Annotated in this window: 20 protein-coding genes and 1 riboswitch; of the genes, 5 read left to right on the top strand and 15 right to left on the bottom strand. The window is 46.2% G+C overall.

Annotated elements, in window-relative coordinates:
- Positions 1 to 32 precede the first annotated feature (32 nt).
- The 5 genes from NQ510_RS10860 to NQ510_RS10840 all read right to left on the bottom strand — a co-directional run bounded on the left by NQ510_RS10860 (position 33) and on the right by NQ510_RS10840 (position 10,212).
- Positions 33 to 1,922 (bottom strand): ABC-F family ATP-binding cassette domain-containing protein, encoded by a 1,890-nt coding sequence (locus NQ510_RS10860; RefSeq protein ID WP_005826716.1) that lies wholly within the window; start codon positions 1,920 to 1,922, stop codon positions 33 to 35.
- Positions 1,923 to 1,985: 63 nt separating this feature from the next.
- Positions 1,986 to 2,792, bottom strand: a complete 807-nt coding sequence (locus NQ510_RS10855) for a DUF3805 domain-containing protein (RefSeq protein ID WP_005835988.1) — start codon at positions 2,790 to 2,792, stop codon at positions 1,986 to 1,988.
- Positions 2,793 to 3,123: 331 nt separating this feature from the next.
- On the bottom strand, positions 3,124 to 4,971 hold the full coding sequence (locus tag NQ510_RS10850; RefSeq protein ID WP_005826719.1) for a SusD/RagB family nutrient-binding outer membrane lipoprotein: 1,848 nt from the start codon (positions 4,969 to 4,971) through the stop codon (positions 3,124 to 3,126).
- Positions 4,972 to 4,992: 21 nt separating this feature from the next.
- Positions 4,993 to 8,202, bottom strand: coding sequence for a SusC/RagA family TonB-linked outer membrane protein (locus NQ510_RS10845; RefSeq protein ID WP_005826721.1), 3,210 nt, complete (start codon positions 8,200 to 8,202; stop codon positions 4,993 to 4,995).
- Between the two features lie 813 nt (positions 8,203 to 9,015).
- Positions 9,016 to 10,212: a hypothetical protein gene (locus NQ510_RS10840; protein ID WP_005826727.1), complete on the bottom strand. Its 1,197-nt coding sequence runs from the start codon at positions 10,210 to 10,212 to the stop codon at positions 9,016 to 9,018.
- A 287-nt stretch (positions 10,213 to 10,499) separates the two neighbouring features.
- On the opposite strand from NQ510_RS10840, the gene NQ510_RS10835 reads away from it, so the two are divergent.
- The 3 genes from NQ510_RS10835 to NQ510_RS10825 all read left to right on the top strand — a co-directional run bounded on the left by NQ510_RS10835 (position 10,500) and on the right by NQ510_RS10825 (position 15,132).
- Positions 10,500 to 11,189, top strand: a complete 690-nt coding sequence (locus NQ510_RS10835) for a response regulator transcription factor (RefSeq protein ID WP_005826729.1) — start codon at positions 10,500 to 10,502, stop codon at positions 11,187 to 11,189.
- Positions 11,164 to 12,957, top strand: a complete 1,794-nt coding sequence (locus tag NQ510_RS10830; RefSeq protein ID WP_005826731.1) for a sensor histidine kinase — start codon at positions 11,164 to 11,166, stop codon at positions 12,955 to 12,957. Before NQ510_RS10835 ends, NQ510_RS10830 begins: the two co-directional genes overlap by 26 nt.
- Positions 12,958 to 13,283: 326 nt before the next feature.
- Positions 13,284 to 13,485, top strand: a riboswitch (cobalamin riboswitch).
- A 273-nt stretch (positions 13,486 to 13,758) separates the two neighbouring features.
- A complete protein-coding gene (locus NQ510_RS10825) occupies positions 13,759 to 15,132 on the top strand; it encodes a tryptophanase (RefSeq protein WP_005826739.1) in 1,374 nt (457 codons plus the stop codon).
- A gap of 5 nt (positions 15,133 to 15,137) precedes the next feature.
- On the opposite strand, the gene NQ510_RS10820 is transcribed toward NQ510_RS10825, so the two are convergent.
- From NQ510_RS10820 to mutY, 4 genes are all read right to left on the bottom strand, one after another.
- Positions 15,138 to 15,767: a 4'-phosphopantetheinyl transferase family protein gene (locus NQ510_RS10820; RefSeq protein ID WP_005826741.1), complete on the bottom strand. Its 630-nt coding sequence runs from the start codon at positions 15,765 to 15,767 to the stop codon at positions 15,138 to 15,140.
- A 29-nt stretch (positions 15,768 to 15,796) separates the two neighbouring features.
- Complete coding sequence (gene gldE, locus NQ510_RS10815) at positions 15,797 to 17,146, bottom strand: gliding motility-associated protein GldE (RefSeq protein ID WP_005826743.1); 1,350 nt, start codon at positions 17,144 to 17,146, stop codon at positions 15,797 to 15,799.
- A gap of 23 nt (positions 17,147 to 17,169) precedes the next feature.
- Entirely contained in the window at positions 17,170 to 17,625 is a 456-nt protein-coding gene (locus tag NQ510_RS10810) for a single-stranded DNA-binding protein (RefSeq protein WP_005826745.1), read from the bottom strand.
- A 72-nt stretch (positions 17,626 to 17,697) separates the two neighbouring features.
- Positions 17,698 to 18,738, bottom strand: coding sequence for an A/G-specific adenine glycosylase (mutY, locus tag NQ510_RS10805; protein ID WP_005826748.1), 1,041 nt, complete (start codon positions 18,736 to 18,738; stop codon positions 17,698 to 17,700).
- A gap of 157 nt (positions 18,739 to 18,895) precedes the next feature.
- On the opposite strand from mutY, the gene NQ510_RS10800 reads away from it, so the two are divergent.
- The gene (locus NQ510_RS10800) at positions 18,896 to 19,171 is read left to right on the top strand and encodes an HU family DNA-binding protein (protein ID WP_005826750.1); all 276 of its coding nucleotides are present in this window, start codon (positions 18,896 to 18,898) and stop codon (positions 19,169 to 19,171) included.
- A 235-nt stretch (positions 19,172 to 19,406) separates the two neighbouring features.
- The gene (locus tag NQ510_RS10795) at positions 19,407 to 20,981 is read left to right on the top strand and encodes an Rne/Rng family ribonuclease (RefSeq protein ID WP_005826752.1); all 1,575 of its coding nucleotides are present in this window, start codon (positions 19,407 to 19,409) and stop codon (positions 20,979 to 20,981) included.
- Positions 20,982 to 21,061: 80 nt separating this feature from the next.
- Here the strand turns inward: NQ510_RS10795 and NQ510_RS10790 are convergent, their stop codons facing one another.
- The 6 genes from NQ510_RS10790 to NQ510_RS10765 form a co-directional block, all read right to left on the bottom strand.
- Entirely contained in the window at positions 21,062 to 22,234 is a 1,173-nt protein-coding gene (locus tag NQ510_RS10790; protein WP_005826754.1) for an iron-containing alcohol dehydrogenase, read from the bottom strand.
- A gap of 8 nt (positions 22,235 to 22,242) precedes the next feature.
- The gene (locus NQ510_RS10785) at positions 22,243 to 23,175 is read right to left on the bottom strand and encodes a phosphatase PAP2 family protein (protein WP_005826756.1); all 933 of its coding nucleotides are present in this window, start codon (positions 23,173 to 23,175) and stop codon (positions 22,243 to 22,245) included.
- The gene (locus tag NQ510_RS10780) at positions 23,172 to 23,825 is read right to left on the bottom strand and encodes a CDP-alcohol phosphatidyltransferase family protein (protein WP_005826758.1); all 654 of its coding nucleotides are present in this window, start codon (positions 23,823 to 23,825) and stop codon (positions 23,172 to 23,174) included. The genes NQ510_RS10785 and NQ510_RS10780 overlap by 4 nt, the downstream gene beginning before the upstream one ends.
- The gene (locus NQ510_RS10775) at positions 23,815 to 24,342 is read right to left on the bottom strand and encodes a GtrA family protein (protein ID WP_005826761.1); all 528 of its coding nucleotides are present in this window, start codon (positions 24,340 to 24,342) and stop codon (positions 23,815 to 23,817) included. Before NQ510_RS10775 ends, NQ510_RS10780 begins: the two co-directional genes overlap by 11 nt.
- Positions 24,327 to 24,800 carry a phosphatidylglycerophosphatase A family protein gene (locus tag NQ510_RS10770; protein WP_005826764.1) on the bottom strand — a complete coding sequence of 158 codons (474 nt, stop codon included), beginning with the start codon at positions 24,798 to 24,800 and terminating at the stop codon, positions 24,327 to 24,329. The genes NQ510_RS10775 and NQ510_RS10770 overlap by 16 nt, the downstream gene beginning before the upstream one ends.
- Positions 24,801 to 24,938: 138 nt before the next feature.
- Positions 24,939 to 26,228 (bottom strand): inositol-3-phosphate synthase, encoded by a 1,290-nt coding sequence (locus NQ510_RS10765; RefSeq protein ID WP_034525517.1) that lies wholly within the window; start codon positions 26,226 to 26,228, stop codon positions 24,939 to 24,941.
- Positions 26,229 to 26,292 lie beyond the last annotated feature (64 nt).

Below are 26,292 nucleotides of genomic sequence, written 5' to 3'. Positions count from 1 at the left end.
AATTTTTAATTCTTAATTTTCAATTTCGAACTTCAGTTCGATTCTATCTCACTCAGCTCCAGCCAGCGCAATGTTTTTTCGTCAATCAAGTCCGACAATTCCGGCAAACGTTTCGACTTCTCCGTCAGTTCGTCCACAGACAAAGTACCGCTGCACAAAGCCTCTTCAATTGCATTCTTTTCGGTTTCCAGGTCAGCTATCTCCTGCTCCAATTGTTCAAACTCGCGTTTTTCCTTAAAAGACATGCGCCGCTTTTCGTTCAGACGCACCTTCGCCGTCTTGTCCTCCTGAGCCTTGGCGGCTTCTTTCTCTTTCTCCTTTTCCTGATGGACTTTCGCATCTTTCCAGTCGCGATATTGTGTATAGTTGCCGGGAAAGTCGCGGATGTCCCCTTGTCCGTTGAACACTAACAGATGGTCTACCACTTTGTCCATGAAATAACGGTCGTGGCTCACCACAATCACGCATCCTTTGAAATTCTGCAAATACTCTTCCAGCACATTCAGCGTCACAATATCGAGGTCATTGGTCGGCTCATCCAGCACCAGGAAGTTGGGATTGCGCATCAGGACCGTACACAGATAGAGGCGGCGGCGTTCTCCCCCACTCAGCTTGTAGACATAGCTGTGCTGTGTCTCGGGAGTAAACAGGAAATGTTGCAGGAATTGCGATGCCGTCAGCTTCTTGCCGTTGCCCAGTTCTATGACTTCGGCAATGTCCTGCACTACATCAATCACTTTCATCTGCTCGTCAAACTGCAAGCCGTCCTGCGAGTAGTAACCGAAGCGGACCGTCTCGCCAATGTCCAGCGTACCGCTGTCTGCCTGCTCCAACCCCATCAGTATCTTGATGAAGGTCGACTTGCCCGTACCGTTATTCCCTACGATACCCATCTTTTCGTAACGGGAGAAGATGTAAGAGAAATCATCCAGAATCTTCAAGTCACCAAAGGATTTGTACAGATGGTCTGCCTCGAATATCTTACTGCCTATATAAGAAGCCTTAACGTCCAGCTTTACATTGTCGTTGTTGAAACGCTGCTTTGCCACCTTCTCCAACTCGTAAAAGGCATCCTCCCGATAGCGTGCCTTGTGCCCGCGGGCTTGCGGCATGCGGCGCATCCATTCCAGCTCTGTGCGGTAGAGGTTATTGGCACGTTCTATCTCCACAGTCTTGGCCTCGATACGCTCTTGGCGCTTCTCCAGATAATAACTGTAATTGCCTTTATACTGATAAATCTGCCGGTTGTCTATCTCTACGATTTCGGAGCATACACGGTCGAGGAAATAACGGTCGTGTGTCACCATCAACAAGCTGAGGTTATTCCGGCGGAGATATTCCTCCAGCCACTCCGTCATATCGAGGTCGAGGTGGTTGGTAGGCTCGTCCAGTATCAGCAAATCGGGTTCAGTGATAAGGGTATTGGCAAGTGCCACACGCTTCAACTGCCCGCCGGACAGATGTTTTACGTGCTGACTGAAATCACGTATTTTAAGTTGAGACAGAATCTGTTTCGCCTTCTGCTCGTACTCCCAAGCTTTTTCATGGTCCATACGCACCAGAATTTCGTCCAAGCCGGGATGCCCCTCCGTTTCCATGCAACGTTCATATTCCTTGATTAACTCGACAGTACTGTTGCCATGATGGAAGCACGCTTCGAGCACGGTCAGCTCTTCGGGATATTGCGGGTCTTGTTCCAGATAACCCACACGCAAATCACGACGGAAGGAAATGGTGCCATTGTCATACCCTTCCTTGCCGGAAAGGATATTGAGCAATGTCGTCTTGCCACTGCCGTTCTTGGCTATCAACCCGACACGCTGTCCCTCGGACAAGCCCAAAGAAATATTTTCGAATAGTACCAAGTCACCGAACGACTTGGTCAAGTTTTCCACCTGAAGAATTGAATTTACTGCTGCCAATGCTTTAATAGTTGAAAAATGAAAATTGAAAGTTGAAAATCACAGTACCGAGATGACCGGACCTTAGAACAAGGAGCTGTATATCTCCGGCAGATTCACTTTACCTCCTGCCTTTACTTTGCTCCAAACCAGCTTCATGGGGTCTATCCATTCACCGGTAGACGTGTTCAGCAATATGGGCGCTTCCCGGTTTCCGTCCACCAAGGTACGCCATTCCATACCGTCCACTTCATTGGCGAAAATAACACAAAGCGCGATGCCAAAAGCCAGCCATGCATCCTTCTTCTTAGGACCGATGTTGCTTTCTTCCATCATCTGCTGCATCTTGGCAATGTCTTCCTCGGCTCCCTGGAAATCCTTCTTCAACAATTCCTTTATAGTAGTATCCACCCACTCGTATGCTTCATTAATCTGGTAGATTTCCGAAAGGCGCACCGGAATTATCTCCGCTGGATACTTCACTCCATCCTTCCGCGTTTCCAGCGAAGCGATAATCTTCTCCGCTTCTGCAACCGGCTCTCCTTTCTTCACCGTAAACGAACATTCAAAGGCAACTTCATCCGCGCCCGTTATCCATAAATGGGAAGTATAGTACGCACCTTCTTCCTCGAACATCTCCTTACTATATGCACATTCCATCCGGCCTATCCTAACCGGAATGGCAGAGGAGTTTTCCCGTAACTCTTGCTTCACGGAGTCCTTGCCATATGTAGCATTCCCTTTGAAAGCCGAAATGCGAAAATTACCGGTCCACTCATTGGGGTTATAAAAAAGGAAAGAGCCTTCCCCGTCCTCGAATTCATTCCAGTCTGCCGGATAAGTCATGGAGAACCATGCCCCCGGAGAGATAAATTTCTTGCTTTGTTCCATATATAGACTAATCTTTGCAAAGACAGTTCCTACCATCTCAGCTATTTCTCGCAAAGATAGTACAAACCGAATGCAAAATAAAATGAACTTGTCCATTTTTTATGCTGAGGTGCAGCCTATCTTCGGTTTTAGGGCAAAAGTAACATATTACCGCCGTTGATATGCAAACAAACGAAACAAAAAAACAGCCGATTCTCACGAACCGGCTGTTCCAATCATCATCTATGAATGAAGACCATTAGAGCCTTCAATATCTTAACTATATCTTAAAATCCACATTTTGGGCGTAAAGATAATGAATTTGTATCACAAAATAAAATGCAATGAAAAATTAGTTTTGGGCACTGTCCCACCATACGGGTAAAGTCCATACGTCCTCGGCAGCATTCCAAAGTGCAATTGAAGTATCAGCTCCCGGAACAGTGGCACCGATAGCTTGCAGATTGGCCGTATTGTAGTTGAGTTCATGACTGCATTGCTGCCAACGACGGAACTGTTTACCTTGCGGAATATTCTTTTGGGCAGTAGCATCAACGCCATAGCGTGCAGGAATACCCCAGCCTAAGAAAAGCTCCGGATTAAAATCGTAGCGACGCATATCGTTCCAAATTTCCATGGAAAAATGCAATGCCAAACGCTTTTGAGTAAGAATCTTGCCCAAAGTAATATTCTCTTCAGTGCCGATACCATTGTTCAAATAGTTGTCAATGTCGGTTTGCGTCATAGGAGAGAACGAGGGGCATGCTTCCAAATTGGCATCTTCACGGCACCACACTTTCAACTTATCGTTCATACCGTCGATACTGGCTGCAATACCTTTCTTATAAGCATTAAAAGCCGCTCCTTTATTACCTTGGTTAAAGAGTACTTCAGCACGTATGAAACAAGCTTCGGCATAGGTTCCAATATAGGTGGGAGAAGACACGCGAGTATAGAAAGTTCCCGATTCGCGAGAGGCATCAGTGCCATCGCGACGATAAAGTAAATCAGGACGTCCTTGATAAGCTTTGCACTGACTGGTACACTCTACATAAATAGTGTCCCCCTTACGGGTAGAAGATTCACTGTCAATCCACCAACCTTTGGCTGCCGAGAAGTTCGAGCGCAACGGTCCGCCGGTAAGGCTGGGACTATCATTGCCAATCATATCTACACCCATAGAACGACGCCAACCGTTTTTGAACTTCACCTCTGCGGGTGAATTACTTGATTGCTTCGAATATGCCCAAGGTAAAATCTTATCGGCACGCGGATCTTCTATTCCACTTCCGGCAAAATTTGTCAGATTATCGTAAAGCATCTTGGTAGGCATATAGCCGGCATTCATGCCACATACAGAAAAGAGCGGTGAATAATCAACCGGTTCATCCCATCCCAATACATCATGCGAATTATTGGCATCAATATGATTGAATACGGTATTGTCGGCATTGCTTTGCTGAGCCTTGTCAAGACAAGCCAAGATTTCTGCGGCATCGTATTTCCCTTCAAGATAACTGCCTTCACCCTTTTTAATAAGCTTGTTAATGTAACGTGCTTTAAGTAAGTATGCCAATTTAAGCCACTTGTCTACACTACCACCGTTCCAAATATCGCCTACAGCCAACGAAGCTGTCGCAGACCCTTGCTCTTTTTGGAACATCTCGATAGCGGTGTCAAGATCGGCCAAACAGCCCAAATAGATTGTTTTTCCGTCATTATAGGTAGGAGTAACACCGGCTTCAGCCTCACTCGACTTGTAAGGCATTTCTCCATAAAGGTCTGTCATAAGCATAAAACCATAGGCACGAATTACGCGAGCTGCACCCACATAATGCCAAGCCTCGGCTGCCGTAGCCTTGTCAATCAAAAATGGAATATTTACAGCAGCTCCACAGAACCACCATTGGTAGGGAGTGGTAACGGCACCGGTCTGAGGACTCCAATAAGACATGCTCCAATAAGTACCGCCGTCATAATAGCGTGTCCAATCGCCCATAGACATACTGGAACGCCAAGCAGCAAACTGAGTGGCACTGTTGGTATAAAATTCAATATGTGCCAATCGTGAATCATAGGTCGCATTTCCAGCTGTGGGATTTTCGGGATCGACATTTACATCGAGCCAGTCACTACACCCCGAGAACAAAGTCATAAGGGCACCCACACTACATAATATCATAGATTTGAATAATTTCATATTGCTTCTGTTTTTTAAGAGTTAGAAAGTAAGATTCAAGCCAAATGACATGGTAGAAGTGGCAGGTACACCGCAGTAGTCAAATCCTACTGATGATGAGCCACCTACACCCGCACCAGCGGCAGCCACTTCAGGATCACCGTCGTAATTGGTGATGAGCAATAGATTGGTAGCAGCTACCGATACCGAAGCACGCTTTACAAATCCAATCTTGGAAAGCCACGTTTTAGGAAACTCATAGCTCAATGAAACAGAACGCAAACGCAAAGAGTTGACATCGGTAATATAGTTGGCTGACTCCTTAGAATAATAGTTCTGATAGTAATCCTTAATGATGTTGTAACCACTCATTTGTACTCCATTAAAAGTATAGGTTTTATCGGCCTCCCAAGTATTGGTCACTGGGTCACCATTGGCATTGACACCCGTTACAGTGAGAGAACGATTGCGTACATCGGCAGAGAACTGGCTCACACCGCTGTTATCCATAGCATATTGAGTACCGTTGACCACATCGCCACCTACACGGAATTCCCATAGCATATTGAAAGTAAAATTCTTCCAAGTAAGGGTGTTGTTCAATCCACCGGTAAACGATGACTCACGATTACCTACTGCTACAAGGGTTTTGTCATAAGTAGGCATACCGTTTTTGTCGAGTATCACCTCACCGGCGTCATTACGTTTCCATTTGGTACCGGCAATACCCATAAAATCTCCACCGCTGAACGAGGCTGCCTGCATACCGGCATATTGCACATCGGTAACATACATCACGCCCATACCTTCGGGAAGCCCGTCCAAAGTACCACGATTACCTGCCATGTTCAAGCCAATGTCCCATGTCCAGTCCTTAGTCTGTATGGGAGTTCCCGAAATAGAGAGTTCCATACCTTTGTTATACACATTGCCCGCATTGATACTCCAAAAGATGTAACCGGTAGATTGCGGACCGCGAGGAGCAAGAATCTGATTATATGAATCGTTGGTATAGTAAGCATAGTCTATGTGCAGGCGGTTTTTGAAGAAACTCAATTCCACGCCTATTTCGGTAGACTTGGTCATTTCCGGTTTCAGTTTGTCATTACCGCGTGTCCAAGTATTTCCCACACCTACCGTACCGTCAAGATAGGTACCCGTAGGCCATAAGGCAGTTTCCAATTCGTACACACCGGTATCTTTACCTACCTTGGCCCACGATGCACGCAATTTACCAAAGTTGAGCACACTGTCATCCAGCCAACCGAGTCGCTGCAAGGCTTCAGTAAATACGAATGAACCGCTTACCGAAGGATAGAAGTACGAACGGTTTTCAAGAGGAAGAGTAGAAGTCCAGTCATTACGACCGCTCACAGTGAGATAGAGCATATTTTTCCATGATGCACGGAATTCTCCAAAAGCTCCTACCAAACGTTTCTTAGTAGCTGCATGTGTGAATTGCTTATTGTCTTTACTGGCATTGGCGTATGAGAAGAAATCAGGAACGGAAAAGTTCCAAGCCATCATCGAGCTACGGTCTGTCTTGGTTTCGTCCATTGTGGCACCCAACAAAAGATTCAAATCGAAATCACCGAACTTATGGCTCATGTTCGACATAAAGTCATGGCTCATATAGCGGAACTGCTGGGTGTTGTCACTCATCATACCTTTTTGCCACACTTGTTTAAGCACGCCATTGGCAGCCAAACGGTTGGAAGCAGTTTGGGTATAACGGTCAATACCTATTTTATAAGAAACAAACCACCATTTGGCAATATCGGCTTTTATACTGAGCATCCCATTGAAACGGTCGATGTCGTCATACATGTGGTTACGATTGACAATCCAATAGGGGTTGTCGCGTTCGTCCCATGGATCAAGACGATCGCCAAACAAACGATAACGGGTACCATCCTCGTTCTGATAGTGGGTCATTCGGTCGAAAGGAGACCAGTTGTACACACCATAAAGAGCACCATTACCACTCGAATTATAAAGCCCGGCACCCGTCAAAGTACGGTCCGTATGAGCATCGCTATATGCGGCACTGGCGTTAAAGGTAAAAATCCCCACCTTCTGCTCACCATTGAAACGGAAAGCATATTTCTTGTATCCGGTCTCGGGCACAACACCTACCTGATCATAGTAAGACCCTGAAAGATAGAATTTACTATTCTTGGTACCCCCGGCTACGCTGGCACTTTCATCGAAAATGTTTCCGCCTTGAAAGAAATCACCTATGTTATCATAAGTAGCTGCGTTCGACTTCTCTCCCCACGAAGTATAAGCAAAGTCATTAAACACAGTACCAGTATAGTTCTTCTTTGAATCATATTGGTCTTCCATATATCCACGGGCATATTGGCGTTGCGTTTGCGGCAGGCTCTTTACCCATGAAGCAGTAAACTTAGAATTGATATTCACTTCAACCACGCCCTCTTTACCTTTCTTGGTAGTGATAAGAATAACTCCGTTGGCTGCACGTGAACCGTATAAAGCGGCAGCTGCAGGGCCTTTGAGCACCGACATACTTTCTATATCTTCGGGATTTATATCCATCAAACGATTGGAAGTAGTAGAGGCAGAACGCATGGAACCATCGAAAGCCGAATTGCCCACCACTGATGAAGAGTTATCAAAAATAACACCATCCACCACAAAGAGCGGCTGATTGTCTTTGCCTTCAGCACCCGACGTTCCTCCACGCAATATAATCTGAGCGCCCGCACCAGCGGCACCGGATGACTGAGTAACATTCACACCGGCCACTTTCCCCGAAAGGGATGAAATAGGATTGGCAGTTTTCATCTTCATCAATTCATCCGACTTCACATCCTCCATTGAATATCCCAAAGCCTTGCGCTCTTTCTTGATACCCATTGCCGTCACAACCACTTCGTCCAGCGCTTGCGAGTCATCTTGCAAACTCACAGTATAAGTAGTGGCGTTCGTCACCTTCAATGTCACTGTTTTGTAGCCAATGAAAGATACCTCCAATGTGCTACCCACCGGCGCCTCTACAGAAAAATTTCCATCAATATCCGTCACAGCGCCGGTACCAGAACCTTTTACTAACACGCTGGCGCCGATGATGGGTTCGCCTGCCGCATCTAAAACTTTACCTGTGATTTTCTTGGCTTGCTGAGTACTTTGGGAACTTAGCACACTTTCAACAGCTGCATTAGCAGCAAAAGGTGCAGACACCCCAAACAATGCAAGCAACACTAATGATAAGCAATAATTTCTTTTCATAAGCTCTATTATTTGGATTTGTTTGCAAACATATGAATTAATTTAGAAATTCTATCATCAATCGAATTAAAAATTACTAATAAATATTAAAACATTTGCATTTATATTTTTGCAAAGTTTTAAATATCTATTTAGTAATTATTCAAAGCATTAACTCTTAATCATATTAATGCCGTACTTGTATATAATATATCTCAATGATGCGAAAAAACGAAAAACACATCACATTTATCATTTATATATAGCAATGTTTTGAACTATTTGATTTACGCATTAAAGCATATTCATAAATCTTTTTATATAAAAAGAACTTGATTACGTGGGGATATTAGTATGGATAAGGATTCTAAAAAGCAAATTAGTTAAAATGATTCATAAGTTCATCAAAAAATAGTGTTAGACTATTAACAATAATAAATTCCACATATAATCTACATTAACATTTTATTTTTCAGCATAATACTAATATATACAAGTTTCACTTATAAAAACTGGTCTCTTTCCATGTTGTGGAATTTCCATATCAGTGGTGACATATATAATGGTACAGATTATTTCATGACAGCACGTAGCATGAGTGTGAGAAATGCAAACCGTGAAAATCCAACAATCAAAAGGGCAATTGTTAATGGAAAAGACACTGAGGGTAAAGAGACATATACACCTGCTACATATACTTTCAGCGCTGATAAATTTTATAATAGAAATCACTAGTGTTCAGTTTTAATTCATTGAAGCCTCTCAACGGTCTTCATTCATAGATGATGATTGGAACGGCCGGTTCGTGAAAATCGGCTGTTTGCATTCTACGCCTCATTTCCCTATCGGCTGTATTCTCCTTCTCACCTCTTTGGATATTTCCAGAAACATATAGTTCAGTTTGCCGGAATGAATACCTTCCTTATTCTGGGCATACTTCTTATTGGCATACTCCTTGGACTTGTCAAAGGTGATGCGCGACATCTGGTTCTGCGACTTTCCCACCATCGTCGAATCCAACTGTTCGTCCGGAAAGAAATCATCCAAATCCACATCACCAATCATGGTCGTTTCAAGGAAATTCATGTCTTTATGACTGGAATCCGTGTAGTATCCTACAAACATATGCCCCGGGGTGCGCACCAATATAGGTTCTATGTTGATGGCACGGAGCAGAGAAGCAAAAAGCACACTTCCATCCACACAGTTGATTTGCGAGGACTCCAAGGCGTCATCGAACGTGCGCACACGCTGTGAAAAGACCACATTGCTGGAAAGGCTCGTATTGGAGACCGAGCTATAACGGAACTTACGCTTCTGCAGTACATTCCACAAGGCATAAACCTGCCTGTCCACCACTTCGGCACCTCCCTGATAGCCTAAAAAACGGTTGACGATACGCGTATCCAGCGCTTCACGCAACAGCTTGTCAATCATAGGATTCTCCTCATTTACATATGCTGCAAAAAAGATGCCGGTATCATGGAATTTTGTACCATTCGTGACATACCCCAACAGACATTCATTAATGCTGCGAACGGAAAAAGTACGCACCCTCTGCCCCAAATCCTTGCCGTTCATCTCTACCATAACGGCCACACTGATGGGTTCCGCTTGGTTGTTATTCTTCAGAGCCTCGTAATTCCATATGATATCAGGATAGATAATATACTCCGTACGCGGTTTTGCCAGCACAAACTCCGACACGGAACGGGAAAAGAACGGAGTCTCTGCAACCTCTACCCGCACCCGGCTATAAGCATTCCTCGAACGGACACGGACAGCGATGCAGGACTTCGGATTACCTACATACATGGAGTCTACCGGCACTATGACCTGAGCATCGGTAGTAGCCACCGAAAGGATACTGGAAGGGAATATATTACCGCCCAGTTCATCCGTAATCTCAAATCCCGAGCGGAAAGTAGCCGTATTCAGCCAGACAGAGCCGATTATCACTAAAAGTAGAGTTCCCATAATAACCGACAAATGTCTCTTAGAGAAACTCCTGATATACATAAGTTCTTTCATACAATTCAGTATTTACGAAGCAAAGATAATATTTTAATGTGACGGGGCTTTTAGATAAACGGGAATTTAATGTAACCCAAATGTAACACTTGTTTCATCATTCCGTAACAAATTAGCCTCACTTTTGTACCCAGAAAGCAGAAATGGCCTGCATCTCGGCACAACTTTTCATGTAAACATGAAAATTCTGCATTCGGTTTGCACTATTTTTGCCGATAAAAAGAAATAAAGTTTAACTTTGTGACAAGAAAATTGTTTTATTCCTGTCATACATAAACAACAAAGCAATGAACAATTACCGGATTTTAGTAGTGGATGATGAAGAAGACTTATGTGAAATTCTGAAGTTCAACCTCGAAAACGAAGGCTACGAAGTGGACACGGCGAACTCTGCCGAAGAAGCTCTGAGAATGGACATTGGCAGCTACAACCTACTACTGCTGGACGTGATGATGGGAGAAATTTCCGGCTTCAAAATGGCAAGTATGCTGAAGAAGGACAAGAAGACGGCCCAGATACCCATCATCTTCATTACCGCCAAAGATACGGAAAATGACACCGTGACTGGCTTCAACCTGGGAGCGGACGACTATATATCCAAACCCTTCTCGCTGCGCGAAGTAGCGGCACGTGTCAAAGCCGTACTGAGACGCACCCAACAAGGAGAGACAGAGCATGCACCGGAACAGATTGTCTACAAGACACTGGTGCTGAACGTCATCAAGAAGAAAGTCTGCATTGACGGTGAAGAGGCACCGCTCACCAAAAAAGAGTTTGAAATCTTATTGCTGCTTTTGCAGAATAAAGGACGCGTATTCTCGCGCGAGGATATACTGAACCGCATCTGGAGTGATGAAGTATATGTGCTGGACCGTACCATCGACGTAAACATCACACGCCTACGCAAGAAAATCGGAGTTTATGGCAAATGCATCGTAACACGCTTGGGATATGGATATTGTTTCGAAGCCGAATAACGACAGACACTTTCTGTCCTTCAGCCGGAAGCTTTTCCTTTCGGTCATTTCACTGTTCCTCATATTCGCCGCATGCTTCATCGCCTACCAGTATCAGCGGGAAAAGGAATATAAAGTGGAGCTACTGGACACGCAGTTGCAAGACTATAATGACAGACTACACCAGGAACTTCGTTATCTCCCCGACAGCCTATGGACTTCCATGCTGGACAGCTACATCTCCAAGCATGTGAACAAGGAATTGCGCGTCACTGTGGTAGACCTTCATGGCAACGTATTGTTCGACAGCTCCCAGAACGACAGCCATGAACTGGACAACCACATCAAACGCCCCGAAGTGCAGAAAGCGCTGAAAGACGGCAAGGGCTACGACCTACGGCGCATCTCCGAAACCACCGGCAAGACCTATTTCTATTCTGCCACCGCCTACGAAGGCTGCATCATCCGCTCAGCCCTCCCCTACAACGTCAACCTGATGAACAATCTGGCTGCCGACCCACACTACATCTGGTTCACGGTCATTGTATCACTGCTGCTGATATCCGTCTTCTACAAATTCACCTCCAAACTGGGCAGCGCCATCAACCACCTGCGCGAGTTTGCCAAAAGAGCCGACAAGAACGAACCTATAGACATGGACATACAAGCCGCCTTTCCGCACAATGAGCTTGGAGAGATTTCGCAGCATATCATACAGATATACAAGCGCCTGCGCGAAACCAAAGAGGCGCTTTACATTGAGCGCGAAAAGCTTATCACCCATTTGCAAACCTCCCGCGAAGGACTGGGCGTATTCAACAGAGACAAAAAGGAGATATTGGTAAACAATCTGTTCACCCAATACGGCAATCTGATTTCAGACTCCAACCTGCAGGCTACCGAAGAGATATTCTCCATCTGCGAATTCCAGAAGATAACGGATTTCATCAACAAGGCGCAGAAGCGCCCCTCCTACAACGAAGAACGAAGGATGTCCGTACACATCAACAAGAACGGACGCACCTTCATCGTGGAGTGCATCATCTTCCAAGACCTCAGCTTTGAAATTTCCATCAACGACATCACCCAGGAAGAAGAGCAAGTACGGCTGAAACGGCAGTTGACCCAGAACATCGCCCACGAGCTGAAAACCCCCGTAAGCAGCATACAAGGTTATCTGGAAACCATCGTGAACAACGAAAACATTGCACCCGAAAAGATGCAGGTCTTCCTGGAACGCTGCTACGCGCAAAGCAACCGCCTGAGCCGCCTGCTGCGCGACATATCCGTACTGACCCGCATGGACGAAGCCGCCAACATGATTGATATGGAAAAGGTGGACATCAGCATGCTGGTTTCAAACATCGTCAACGAAGTGTCCCTGGAACTGGAACAGAAGCAAATCACCGTTGTCAATTCCCTAAAACCGAAGATACAGTTGCGGGGCAACTACTCTCTACTCTACTCCATCTTCCGCAATCTCATGGACAACGCCATCGCTTATGCCGGCACCAACATACACATCAACATCAGTTGTTTCCGCGAAGACGAGAATTACTACTATTTCAGTTTTGCCGATACCGGCATCGGCGTTTCTCCCGAACATCTGAACCGTTTGTTCGAACGCTTCTACCGTGTAGACAAAGGACGCTCGCGCAAGTTGGGCGGCACCGGCTTGGGGCTCGCCATAGTGAAGAATGCAGTCCTTATTCACGGAGGCACCATCTCTGCCAAAAACAACCAAGGCGGAGGACTGGAGTTTGTATTCACACTGGCAAAAGAGAGATAACAGCCCGTTTTACCACACCAAACAAAATGCTTTGCATACCTCCGGAGAAGGTTCTTGTGGCAAGTGTGGCTTGTATTGGTATCTTTTCACCTTACCGACATGACGGATTGCTTAAATCGCCTTAAGTCACTATCAATCAGAGAGTAATTTTGCCAACCTATTGCCATGCTTTTGGCAAACTTTTGCCATGCCTATGGCAAAGTTTTGCCAACGCGGTGACAAAGTCTTGCCAAGAGGGTGGCAAAACCTTGCCAATTTGTCGGCAAAAAGAAAGAGAGAGGGGAAGAAAATTTATCACTCATAGAATTGTTTTCTCAAAAAGAATCCGTATCTTTGTCATGCATTGGTTCGCTCCCCCTCTTCTGGGAAAGCGATTAAAAGGGAATCAGGTGTAAATCCTGGACAGTCCCGCTGCTGTAAGTTTCGTGCAACGTTGCAGACAATTACTCTATGCCACTGGAATATTCTTCCGGGAAGGCGCCTGCAACAGAAACAAGTCAGAAGACCTGCCATGCATACTTTATCATTGCTTTCGAGGAAAAAGCGTTGAGTCTAATGAGCCGGACAAACCGTCCATCATTTCATTCATCAAACCTAATTCAGAGAAAGTAAAGAAGGTAATAAACTCTGCCAAGTTTATTTGATGATGTCCGGCCGAAGTGATTTCGTCCGGACATTTACATTACAAAAAGTCATATTTAAATTGGTTATTACATAGATTTTGTCTAAATTCGGCACATTAAACCGCAATAATCGGTTTATCCGTTAACCTATTGTCAAATTATTAAAGATACAGAGTCTATGGAATTACCATTTGCCGAAGCATGGAAAATCAAAATGGTGGAACCTATCCGCAAAAGTACCCGCCAGGAACGCGAACAATGGCTGAAAGAGGCCCACTACAACGTATTCCAACTCAAATCGGAACAAGTTTATATCGACCTCATCACCGACTCGGGCACCGGAGCCATGAGCGACCGCCAATGGGCAGGCATGATGCTGGGTGACGAAAGCTATGCCGGAGCCACCTCATTCTTCAAACTGAAGGAAGTCATCACCCGCCTCACCGGATTTGAATACATTATCCCCACCCACCAGGGACGCGCTGCCGAAAATGTACTCTTCTCCTACTTGGTGCACGAGGGCGACATTGTGCCGGGAAACTCCCATTTCGACACCACCAAAGGACATATCGAGGGACGCCGGGCATTGGCTCTGGACTGCACCATAGACGAAGCCAAACAGACACAGCTGGAAATTCCCTTCAAAGGCAATGTAGACCCTAAAAAACTGGAAAAAGCATTACAGGAACATAGCGAACGGATACCGTTCGTCATCGTCACCATAACCAACAACACTGCAGGCGGCCAGCCGGTTTCCATGCAGAACCTGCGCGAAGTCCGCGCCATTGCCGACAAGTACGGCAAGCCCGTTCTCTTTGACTCGGCACGCTTTGCGGAAAATGCCTACTTCATCAAAATGAGAGAAGAAGGTTACCGCAACAAGAGCATAAAGGAAATTACCCGCGAGATGTTTGACCTTGCCGACGGTATGACGATGAGTGCCAAAAAAGACGGTATTGTCAACATGGGCGGATTCATAGCCACCCGCCGGAAAGACTGGTATGAAGGTGCCAAAGGCTTCTGCGTGCAGTTCGAAGGCTACCTTACTTACGGAGGCATGAACGGTCGTGACATGAACGCCCTTGCCATCGGCCTGGATGAAAATACTGAATTTGACAATCTGGAAACCCGCATTCACCAGGTGGGCTATCTAGCCATGAAACTGGATGAGTACGGGATACCCTACCAACGTCCCGCAGGCGGCCATGCCATATTTGTGGATGCCCCCAAAGTGCTGACACATGTGCCCAAAGAAGAATTCCCGGCACAAACACTGACCGCTGAGCTCTATCTGGAAGCAGGCATACGCGGCTGCGAAATCGGGTATCTGCTGGCAGACCGCGACCCGGTGACCCGCGAAAACCGCTTCAACGGCCTGGACTTGCTTCGGCTTGCCATCCCCCGCCGCGTGTATACCAACAACCACATGGATGTGGTGGCAGCCGCTTTGAAAAATGTATATGACAAACGGGAAAGTATTACCCGCGGAGTGCGCATCACCTGGGAAGCTCCGTTGATGAGACACTTCACGGTACAACTGGAAAGGCTGTAAGAGATTTACAGACTCAATGTCAAGACAAAATCCGGAAACAAATAATAATGAATAGTGAACCGGCGTTTCTCCACCGTACGATATTCTTCGGCGGAGAATACGCCGCTTTCATTTACAGCAAAAGGCAGAATGCGCATGTGCCCGCGAAAATCAACCTCGGAAGCATTCAGGCATTTGAACATGGTCTCCTTAGCCGACCAGTGCAGCAACAGTGACCAAGTGTCTGTTCCGCGAAACACGGATGGCTGTTCATCTTCGCGCATGAATTTATGTGCCACCTTCCTTACCCGCTCACCATACTGCTCGATGTCAACACCCACTTCCCGACCCGGCAATCCCAAGACAACAGCCACATAACCTTTCGTATGCGAAATACTGAGAGAGGCGGAGTCATCCGCCAGATAAGGTTTCCCACTGGGATGATAGGCAATCTCTTTCTCTTCTCCCGACAGAGTATAAAGCAATACGCGGACAGCCAACCACTCCAAACGGCGGTGTGCCGCGGTGAAGCGCCGCATACCTTCCCGGTATACTTCCTGATGAGGAAGCATGGCCAGCAATTCCTCCGGAGATTCCTCCGTTTTCCAAATTCCCCATCGACAGGGAAGAGCGGTATGTTGCAAGAAGAGGGGCACGGAACAATTTAAAAATTAATAATTAAAAATTAAAGGGAAGAAGAGTTGGGTTCTGCCGGGGCATTTACTGTGAACTTCACTTTCAGGATACGGCGGTTGTCCATCTCCAACACCTCAAACTCATAACGGCCGTAGGTCACCTTTTCATGGAGAGCAGGAAATTCCCCCTTCAGTTCCAGCAGAAGTCCGGCAAGCGTATCGGCATCCCCTGCCACCTCATCGAACGTTTCCTCGTCTATCTTCGTTATTTTATAGAAATCAGTCAGCTGGGTCTTGGCTTCAAATACCCAAGTGTGGTCATTCAGTACGGCATATGTACGTTCTTCATCATCGTATTCGTCATGAATTTCGCCCACAATCTCCTCAATAATGTCCTCCATGGTGACAATGCCCGACGTACCACCGAACTCATCGACCACAATGGCTATATGAATCTTGTTTGCCTGGAAATCGCGCAGCAAATCATCAATCATCTTGGTTTCGGGCACAAAATAGGCGGGCCGGATAAGCGACTGCCAACGGAAATTATCCCCTTTGTTCAGATGGGGAAGCAAATCCTTGATATAAAGCACCCCCTTGATATTGTCACGGCTATCCGCATAGATGGGAATACGGGAGTAGACATTCTCTACGATGCACTTCACCACATCTTTGAAAGGGGTACGGATATCCAGGTCCACCACATCAAGGCGAGAGGTCATGACCTCCTTGGCCGTTTCCCCGCCAAAGCGGATGATACCTTCCAGAATATTATTCTCCTCCGAAAGCTCTGCCTTGTCGGTCAGCTCCAACGCATGCGAGAGTTCATCGACCGATATGTTATGGTTCTTGCGGACCATATGCTTGTTCAAGAAAGAGGTGGAACGTACCAGCATAGATGCCATCGGATAGAATACGGAACGGCAAAACGTGATGCCGGGAGCGGCAAAACGGCAGAAAGCCAGCGTCTTCTGAGCCGAATATATCTTAGGCATGATTTCACCGAAAAGCAACAGCAAAAATGTAAGGACTACTGTCAGAATGAGGAACTCTGCAATGGGAGAATGAAATTGGAACACATTCATAAAGAAGAAGTTGCAGAGCATGATTATGGTTACATTCACGAAGTTGTTCGTAATCAGAATCGTTGCCAACAAACGTTCGCTGTTGTCCAGCAGATTACTGATTTTCTCATCCGAAGGATGCTTTCTCTCCGCTATTGCATTCAGGTCTGACGGAGAAAGAGAGAAAAAGGCTATTTCGGAAGCTGATGCAAAACCGGAAACAAGCAAAAGCAAACCTGCCAACACAATGGCTACAACGGCCGAAATAGAAGGAGTCTGTACGGATATACCGTTAAAAACATCTGCCAACTGGCATAAATAAGCGTCTGGGTCCAAAGATTTTGGTTTTAGTTAAACAATTAGAACGGCAAGTCGTCCGTCGGGTTATCTTGTGCAGGGGCAGCCTGCGGTTGTACTGGTTGTTGTGGCTGGGGGGCGGCTCCCGCCTGCGGCGCATAAGGGCCAGCACCGGGAGTTGCCGTTCTCGGAGTCAGCATCTCCATATTGTCGACAAATATCTCAGTCACATAACGCTTGATGCCTCCCTGGTCATCGTAAGAACGGGTACGTATCTTACCTTCCACGTAAAGCTTATCGCCTTTATGCACATATTTCTCAACGATTTCGCCTAAACGGCCACGGAATATCAGGTTATGCCATTCGGTACGGTCCGGAATCTGCGTACCATTCTGCAAAGTGTATCCTTTCTCCGTAGTGGCCAAAGAAAGCTGGGCAACACAGTTTCCACCTTCATAATAGGTTATTTTAGGGTCTTGTCCCACATTTCCTATCAATATCACTTTATTTACTGACATAAGCTTCTATTTTATTAATTTGCTGCCAAAATTAACGAGAATATTCACACCATGCAAGAATACAAACAACTTTTATACATATTTCTCCAAGAAAGCATGTATAAGGCGGGGCACCGCATAACGACCCAAATCTTCGACTGCAACCCGTTGGTAACTTGAGAAGGAGCTCGAATTATCGGGCAGAGTAACCTCGTAGAAGTTGGTGTAAATCACTCTGTGGGACAATACATGTTTCACCCCCCGAAGCAGTGTACGGACCATCCGCACCTCTCCCTCTGCAAACAGCGCATGAAACTGCGGACATGCCAGAAATTCCTCTTCGGATAAATCTTTTTCCGTTTCAACCAGAGGCAATTCAAAGAGATTTTTCCAGATATCGTCCTCCGTCCTCTTATGTATCAAGGTATGCGCGCCCATGCGTACATATATATAATTAAAATAGCGGTTGGTGGTCTTGGTTCTGTGCTGCTTCACGGGCAGTTGCTGCACTTTTCCTTCAGACAATGCCCGGCAGCTGCCGGACAAAGGACAAAACAGACAGTTGGGCGACTGCAGCGTACACTGCACGGCTCCGAAGTCCATAATTGCCTGGTTATAATCTGCCGGCCTGGATTTATCGAGCACCTCACCCGCCAAAGCGGTAAAAGTCTTTTTCCCTTCAGTAGAATCAATGGGAACATCAATGCCGAAATAGCGGGAAAGCACCCGATACACATTCCCGTCGACCGCCGCATAAGGCATGTCATAGGCAAAGGAGCAGATGGCCGCTGCCGTATAATCCCCCACTCCCTTCAAAGCACGTACCTCTGCATAGGTTTTCGGAAATGTCCCCTTCATGCTTTTGGCTGCGGCATGCAGGTTGCGGGCACGCGAATAGTACCCCAGGCCCTGCCAATATTTCATCACTTCGTCCTCGGACGCAGCAGCCAGCGACACCACATCCGGGAAGCGTTTTATGAAACGCAGAAAATACTCATACCCCTGCGCCACTCTTGTCTGTTGTAAGATGATTTCAGAAATCCATATCAGATAAGGGTCCGTGGTATTTCGCCACGGAAGGTCGCGTTTGTTCTCCGCATACCAGTCCAACAATGTTCCGCTAAAAATATTCATGCTGCAAAAATACTTCATTTTCAGCCTAACAAAGCTTAATGCCAAGACTTTTTTAGAAAATTGTCCGAAATATATTTTTTAGAGCCACGGAAAAGCTATATATTTGCAGTCCAAAAAATTAGGAAAACTATAGTAATAATATTTTTTTTAAAGAAAAATGACTAAAGCTGATATTGTAAACGAAATTACAAAGAACACCGGAATTGATAAGACAACCGTACTTACAACCGTTGAAGCATTCATGGACGCAGTAAAGGCATCTTTATCCAAAGATGAAAATGTTTACCTCCGCGGGTTTGGTAGTTTTGTAGTGAAGAAAAGAGCTCAGAAAACTGCTCGCAACATCTCCAAGAACACTACAATAATCATTCCGGAACATAACATTCCGGCATTTAAGCCTGCAAAAACGTTCACCCTCTCAGTGAAGAAATAATAAACAATAGTATTAACCCATAAAAATTTTGAAGCTATGCCAAGCGGAAAGAAGAAAAAAAGACATAAAATGTCTACGCACAAGCGTAAAAAAAGACTAAGAAAGAACAGACATAAAAGCAAAAAGTAATTTTTAGTCTGAAGGACAAAATAAAGAACAAACTTGTGAAGCAAAATGTCTCGCGGGTTTGTTCTTTGTTTAAGTAGTAAATTGAATCATTTAAAAGCCAATTATTGTGACAAGCGAACTCGTTGTAGACGTACAGCCCAAAGAGGTATCCATTGCACTGCTTGAAGACAAGCAGCTGGTGGAACTCCAGAGCGAAGGAAGAAACATCTCCTTTTCGGTGGGCAACATGTATTTGGGACGCGTCAAGAAATTGATGCCCGGCCTGAATGCCTGCTTCGTGGACGTGGGTTACGAGAAAGACGCTTTTCTTCATTATCTGGACCTGGGTCCTCAATTTAACTCGTTAGAGAAGTACGTAAAGCAAACTTTAAGCGACAAGAAGAAGCTGAATCCCATTACCAAAGCAACCATACTTCCCGACCTTGAAAAGGACGGAACGGTTTCCAACACACTCAAGGTGGGACAAGAAGTAGTGGTGCAAATTGTCAAGGAACCTATCTCTACCAAAGGGCCGCGACTGACTTCCGAACTTTCCTTTGCCGGAAGATACCTCGTGCTGATTCCCTTCAATGACAAGGTTTCCGTATCACAAAAAATTAAATCGAGCGAAGAGCGCGCACGCCTCAAGCAACTGTTGATGAGTATCAAGCCGAAAAACTTCGGCGTCATCGTCCGCACCGTGGCCGAAGGAAAACGTGTTGCCGAGCTCGACGGAGAGCTTAAAGTATTACTGAAACATTGGGAAGATGCCATTACAAAAGTACAGAAGGCCACCAAATTTCCGACACTGATTTACGAAGAAACCAGCCGTGCCGTAGGACTGTTGCGCGACTTGTTCAATCCTTCCTTCGAAAACATCCACGTGAACAACGAGGCTGTGTACCACGAAATCAAGGATTACGTAACCCTCATCGCCCCTGAACGGGCAGGAATTGTGAAGCTGTACAAAGGTCAACTCCCCATTTACGACAATTTTGGTATCACCAAACAAATCAAGTCGTCATTCGGCAAGACCATTTCATACAAAAGTGGTGCCTACCTGATTATTGAGCATACTGAGGCGCTTCACGTAGTAGACGTGAACAGCGGTAACCGCACCAAGAATGCCAACGGGCAGGAGGCCAACGCACTGGAAGTGAATCTGGGTGCAGCCGACGAACTGGCACGCCAGCTCAGACTAAGGGATATGGGTGGTATCATCGTGGTGGACTTCATCGACATGAATGAAGCCGAAAACCGACAGAAGCTTTACGAACGTATGTGTGCCAACATGCAGAAAGACAGAGCACGTCACAACATCCTGCCGCTCAGTAAATTCGGACTGATGCAGATTACACGCCAGCGTGTACGCCCGGCTATGGATGTAAATACGACGGAAACCTGCCCCACCTGCTTCGGTAAAGGCACCATCAAATCGTCCATCCTCTTTACGGACACCTTAGAGAGTAAGATTGACTACCTGGTCAACAAATTGAAGATAAAGAAATTCTCGTTACACATCCACCCGTACATCGCAGCCTACGTCAATCAGGGACTCGTCTCCTTGAAACGGAAGTGGCAGATGAAGTACGGATTCGGTATCAAGATTATTCCAAACCAGAAATTAGCATTCCTGGAATATGTATTCTACGACCTGCAAGGGGAAGAGATAGACATGAAGGAAGAAATCGAAATCAAATAAAAAAGACGGCGAAGGGTATTTATCTTCGCCGTCTTTTTTAGCTCTTGCTTTGGGGGAGCTCTCCCCAAACATGCCTTTCGTTATAAAGCCAAACGATAGATTTCCCTGCAATCAGTCATGGTCAGCTTCACGTAGTTGCCAAGCAGTTCGCCTTTATTGCGCCGCAGACTGACGAGCATACGGTCTATATCGGGATGCTCGATACCCAACTCCTTAAAGCTAACCGGCAAGCCCATGTAACGGAAAAAGTGTTTCAGTCGGGCAGTACCTGCCAAAGCCATCTCTTCCAAATCTTCGGACTTGGGTATATCAAAAACACGATGGGCAAACTGGGCTATCTTTGCCGGATTATGTTCTGCCATAAAAGCCATCCAGGCAGGGAAGATTACAGCCAAGCCGGCACCGTGGGCTACATTATAGATAGCACTGATTTCATGTTCCAGTGCATGGGATGCCCAGTCTTCCTCACGCCCTACCCCACAAGTTCCGTTATGCGCCACAGTGCCGCACCACATAATGTTGGCACGCGCGGCATAGTTGTCCGGTTGCTGTTTCACCCGGTAAGCTTCTTTAATGATAGCTGTCAAGGTGCCTTCACAAAGCCGGTCGCTGATTTCCACATCCGGTGTATTCGTGAAGTAACGCTCCATGATGTGGGCCATCATGTCGGCAATGCCACAAGCCGTCTGATAAGCCGGGAGGGTGTAGGTCAGTTCAGGATTCATGATGGAAAATACGGGACGCAAATGCTCGGGGGCACAGAGACCCAGTTTTTGGAGTGTCTCTGTCTTGGTAATTACCGTATTGCCCGAACCCTCGCTTCCGGCAGCCGGGATAGTCAGCACCACGGCTACTTTCAACGCTTTCTCCACCTTGGCACGACCGATAAAGAAATCCCAGAAGTCCCCATCATAGAGGGCTCCGGCAGCAATGGCCTTTGCCGTATCTATGACCGAACCACCTCCCACAGGAAGCATCATATCCACCTGCTCACGACGGCAAAGCTGAATACCTTCGTACACCTTACCGTCAATGGGATTGGGCTGGACACCTCCCATTTCGCAATAAGCCACACCGGCTTCCTGCAAGTATTGCTTCACTCTATCCAGCAGACCACTCCGTACAACAGAACCGCCTCCATATACTATCATCACTTTTTGTGCACCATACTTACGCGCCAATGCACCGACTTGCACTTCAGTATTCTTGCCAAAGACAAACTCTGTAGGACTATAAAAAACAAAATTATTCATTGTATACCTTATTTAATGTATCGACTGTATCTTTCAAAGAAGCGTCCGAACGCTCCCCACTTCATCAGTCCTTTCTCAAAAACAAAAATACCCAGCAATGCACAAGAGATGCCCAGCATCACATCAATCAGATAATGGTGTCCCGAATAGACAGCCGTCCACCAGATACCGACCATAATCACCGCAAACAACGCTATCAACCACTTTTTGCTGCGGTCCATAACCGCGTAAGCCAAAGCCACCACCATATAGGCGGCATGGAGCGAGGGCACTGCTGCAAATACATTGGCATTCCTTCCGTAAATGGAGTTGAAGATGGAACATCCCAGCAATTCGTCAAAGCGCCCTAAGCCTGCCACATTGCCCGGAGTGTCGAGTATCGGCTCGAAACCATAATTCATGGCATACCAGGGCGGAGCAGCGGGATGGATGTAATAGCCGGCAAAACCGATGAGATTAACCAGCAGGAACACCATCGCAAAACGAAGATATACCTTACGGTCACCCTTCAGATAGAGCCACAACCCGAATGCAATGGGAACCGGTACCCAACAGAGATAGAATATCCCGGCAAAGAAATCGGCAACAGGACAATGGTTCAAAGCAAAATACTCACAAGGGATAAGGACAGCACCGTCTACAGACAAGCCAAAAAGGGATTTTTCTGCCTCATAAAGTCCTTTTACATCAATGGGATTCACCTGGTAATTGGGATATACGCGCATCCAGTCATACGAAATGCCGAATATGAAAAACGGCAACAGCGCCACTGCCAACTTACGGGTTGTCTGTCCGGCAAAGAACAATACCAAAAATATACCCGCCATCAGGAAATGTTCCGGACGAAGCCCGATACAGACCGCTGTCAGAATCAGGAAAAACGCTGTGATGACAATCACCAGCACCGCCTCTCTCACAGAGGGAAACAAACTATTTTTCATTCCTTGTCTTTCAGTAGTTTATAGCAATGCGCCAAGCGGGCAAATGCCGTCAAATTCGCCAATATTGCAATCACTGCCATAGGCACAATTAGTATCAGCATCGGGTCGAATAAAGTACAATCACCAAAGATACCGCAGAACATGGCACCGAGGGCAGTCAGCACAACGCGTTCGGGGCGCTGCATGAAACCCACTTTACACTCCAGCCCCAAACCTTCGGCACGGGCACGCACGTAACTCACCATCAGCGAACCTATCAGCGCAATGAATGTAATGATGGAGCCCCACAAATAGCCTTGCAGCATCAGGTAATAGAAGATGCCGAACAATGTCACGAGCTCGCTGTAACGGTCGAGTACGGAGTCGTAGAGCGCACCGAAAGTAGAACTCATTTTACCCACGCGTGCCACACGTCCGTCCATCATGTCAAACAACCCGGCAAAGAGCACAATACCGCCTCCCCAGCCTACATAGGCCAGTTCACCACTCTTGTACACCCCGGCATACACAAACAAGGCAGCCGCCACGATATTCAGCACCAGCCCCGTAGTCGTAATAAAGTTAGGCGTAATGCCAATTCTAATCATACCATGCACCACAGGATTGATAATCTTGTATATCACCTGCTGCAACCAATCTCTATAATTCATATTCGTCTTTTTTGTTCTCTAAATAATGTTTCAGAAAGCCTTTTATATTGTGATTACGATAAACGAAAAAACGTTGCAGATGGTAGTTCCAAAAAAAAGCTACCAGCACTGCGACTATTATCTTTGACAGAATAAATACATTGTCTATATAATATCCCAACAGCCCATTGACCCATGTCATGCCCGTAAGCCACTCGGTCAGTGCAAAAGTGCCCCAGGTATTCAGTATAATGCTGCCTCCCCAGACAAAGAGATATTTCACGGCAACATGCGTTTTCTTACAGTCTTCGGCATGGAACACCCATCCGTAATTAATGGCACAGTTTACAATGCCTCCTACCACGGAACCCGTGAATGTGGCATAAAGATAAAAAACAGCAAAAGCCTTTACCAGAAGGATAGTCACCAGAAAATCGACAAAGCTTGCGAATTGCGCAGAAATCTGGGCCTTGAAGAAGATCCAGACAGAATGGCGCCACGACACACCTTTGCCATTTGATTTCAACTGATTATCCATCTTGCCACAATCAAAATTATAAATCCGTAGACTCCGGACAGAATATCGTCCATCATTACCCCGATTCCACCCGGCAGACTTTCCATACGGCGAATGCCCAAGGGCTTGAATATATCAAACAAACGGAACAAGACAAATGCTCCCAATGCATACCATACATGTCCGGCGGGCGCCGCAAGCAAGGCAATCCACACACCGACCATTTCATCGACCACCACGCGCGAAGGGTCTTCGCCCCAAGATGCCTCCAGGCGGTTAGCAGCCCAGATACCGGCAAGTGTAAATACCAAAATCAATGCTACTGTCAGCCACAAAAGGCAGGCACTTGAAACCAGATAAGACAACCCGAACCAGATAAGCGTAGCCAGCAAAGCTCCCGCAGTGCCGGGTGCAAAAGGAGAAAAGCCCGAGCCAAAGCCCGTACCGATAATGACTGGGAGGAGGGAGGGTTTCTTCATCAAAAAAGTAATGAGGTGATAAATGCGATAAAAACGGTAAAGTGATAAATGCAATAAAGTAATAAAAGTGATAAAGTGGTAAAGTGCTATCACTCTATCACCTTACCACCTTATTTTTATCACCTTATCACTGTTTTTTTAATCCAGATAACTCGGTGCTGTTTCACCCACCATGTTACGGAGAGTCTCTTTCACCATGCGCCATTGCTGGAACAAATCGTGTACCGGCTCATGCTCGAAATCGTGCATCGGGCTCTTGCAGAAGAAGGATAGCCACGTCTGGATGCCGCACATACCTGCACGCAATGCCAAATCACTGAAAATAACCAAGTCGAGCGCGATGGGAGCAGCAAGAATGGAGTCACGGCACAGGAAGTTAACCTTGATTTCCATCGGATAGCCCATCCAGCCGAAAATATCGATGTTGTCCCATGCTTCCTTGTTATCCTTACGAGGAGGATAGTAGTTAATGCGTACCTTATGATAAACATCACCGTACAAGTCAGGATATTTCTCCGGTTCGAAGATATTGTCGATAACAGACAGCTTGCTGACCTCTTTTGTCTTGAAGTTCTCCGGTTGGTCGAGTACCTCGCCGTCACGGTTACCCAGAATATTCGTAGAGAACCAGCCGCTTACACCCAACATACGGGTCTTGAACATCGGAGCAAGCACCGTCTTCATCAAAGTTTGGCCACTCTTGAAGTCCTTACCGGAAATGGGCACATTCATTTTCTTGGAGAATTCCCACATGGCTGGAGTATCCACACACAGATTAGGAGCACCCATAATAAACGGAGCGCCTTCTGCAATGGCAGCATATGCATAGCACATACTCGGAGAGATTACTTCAGTATTGTTTTCCTTCATTGCCTGTTCCAAAGCAGCGAGAGATTCGTGCTCCTTGGACAGAGGAATATATATTTCGGTACTTGCAGCCCACAGCACAGCAATACGCTCGCAGTTATTGGCTGCCTTGAAGTTACGGATATCCTCACGCAACTGCTCTGTCATTTCCCAGCGAGTAGCAGCCTTCTTAATATGCGTACCGTTCAAACGTTTTGCAAAATTGTGGTCGAATGCAGCAGGCATCGGCTTGATGGCTTGCAGTTCGTCTTTTACCAAATTCAAGTCTTTCTCTTTCAAAACCTCGGCATACATAGCAGCTTCGTAGGCGTTGTCCGGGAAAATGTCCCAACCGCCGAAAATGATATCATTCAAATCAGCCAAAGGCACTATGTCTTTGATAAGTTTCTCTTTGCCATCCTGCATGCGCATAGCAGCCATTTGTGTGATTGAGCCTATAGCTTTTGCCAAGCCCTTGCGAGCAGCTAATGTACCGGTAATCATGGTGGTTGCAACCGCACCACCTACTCCGACTACCAGCACGCCCAGGCGTCCGGTTGCCGGCTTAATGTTTTCTTTCATTGCCATTGTATTATTTAGAGTTTAAAAAATTGCTCAAATTTAGGGTATTTTACTCAATTGGGAT

Source organism: Bacteroides uniformis (assembly GCF_025147485.1).
Classification (GTDB): Bacteria; Bacteroidota; Bacteroidia; order Bacteroidales; family Bacteroidaceae; genus Bacteroides; species Bacteroides uniformis.
Note: the sequence above shows the minus strand (reverse complement) of the source record. Positions and strands in the feature narration are given on the sequence as shown.

What these genes read in the sequence shown, in the direction of transcription:
- NQ510_RS10855 (WP_005835988.1), bottom strand. Translation starts at nt 2,792, where the DNA reads ATGGAACAAAGCAAGAAATTTATCTCTCCGGGGGCATGGTTCTCCATG.
- NQ510_RS10850 (WP_005826719.1), bottom strand. Translation starts at nt 4,971, where the DNA reads ATGAAATTATTCAAATCTATGATATTATGTAGTGTGGGTGCCCTTATG.
- NQ510_RS10845 (WP_005826721.1), bottom strand. Translation starts at nt 8,202, where the DNA reads ATGAAAAGAAATTATTGCTTATCATTAGTGTTGCTTGCATTGTTTGGG.
- NQ510_RS10840 (WP_005826727.1), bottom strand. Translation starts at nt 10,212, where the DNA reads ATGAAAGAACTTATGTATATCAGGAGTTTCTCTAAGAGACATTTGTCG.
- NQ510_RS10835 (WP_005826729.1), top strand. Translation starts at nt 10,500, where the DNA reads ATGAACAATTACCGGATTTTAGTAGTGGATGATGAAGAAGACTTATGT.
- NQ510_RS10830 (WP_005826731.1), top strand. Translation starts at nt 11,164, where the DNA reads ATGGATATTGTTTCGAAGCCGAATAACGACAGACACTTTCTGTCCTTC.
- NQ510_RS10825 (WP_005826739.1), top strand. Translation starts at nt 13,759, where the DNA reads ATGGAATTACCATTTGCCGAAGCATGGAAAATCAAAATGGTGGAACCT.
- NQ510_RS10810 (WP_005826745.1), bottom strand. Translation starts at nt 17,625, where the DNA reads ATGTCAGTAAATAAAGTGATATTGATAGGAAATGTGGGACAAGACCCT.
- mutY (WP_005826748.1), bottom strand. Translation starts at nt 18,738, where the DNA reads ATGAATATTTTTAGCGGAACATTGTTGGACTGGTATGCGGAGAACAAA.
- NQ510_RS10800 (WP_005826750.1), top strand. Translation starts at nt 18,896, where the DNA reads ATGACTAAAGCTGATATTGTAAACGAAATTACAAAGAACACCGGAATT.
- NQ510_RS10790 (WP_005826754.1), bottom strand. Translation starts at nt 22,234, where the DNA reads ATGAATAATTTTGTTTTTTATAGTCCTACAGAGTTTGTCTTTGGCAAG.
- NQ510_RS10785 (WP_005826756.1), bottom strand. Translation starts at nt 23,175, where the DNA reads ATGAAAAATAGTTTGTTTCCCTCTGTGAGAGAGGCGGTGCTGGTGATT.
- NQ510_RS10780 (WP_005826758.1), bottom strand. Translation starts at nt 23,825, where the DNA reads ATGAATTATAGAGATTGGTTGCAGCAGGTGATATACAAGATTATCAAT.
- NQ510_RS10775 (WP_005826761.1), bottom strand. Translation starts at nt 24,342, where the DNA reads ATGGATAATCAGTTGAAATCAAATGGCAAAGGTGTGTCGTGGCGCCAT.
- NQ510_RS10770 (WP_005826764.1), bottom strand. Translation starts at nt 24,800, where the DNA reads ATGAAGAAACCCTCCCTCCTCCCAGTCATTATCGGTACGGGCTTTGGC.
- NQ510_RS10765 (WP_034525517.1), bottom strand. Translation starts at nt 26,228, where the DNA reads ATGAAAGAAAACATTAAGCCGGCAACCGGACGCCTGGGCGTGCTGGTA.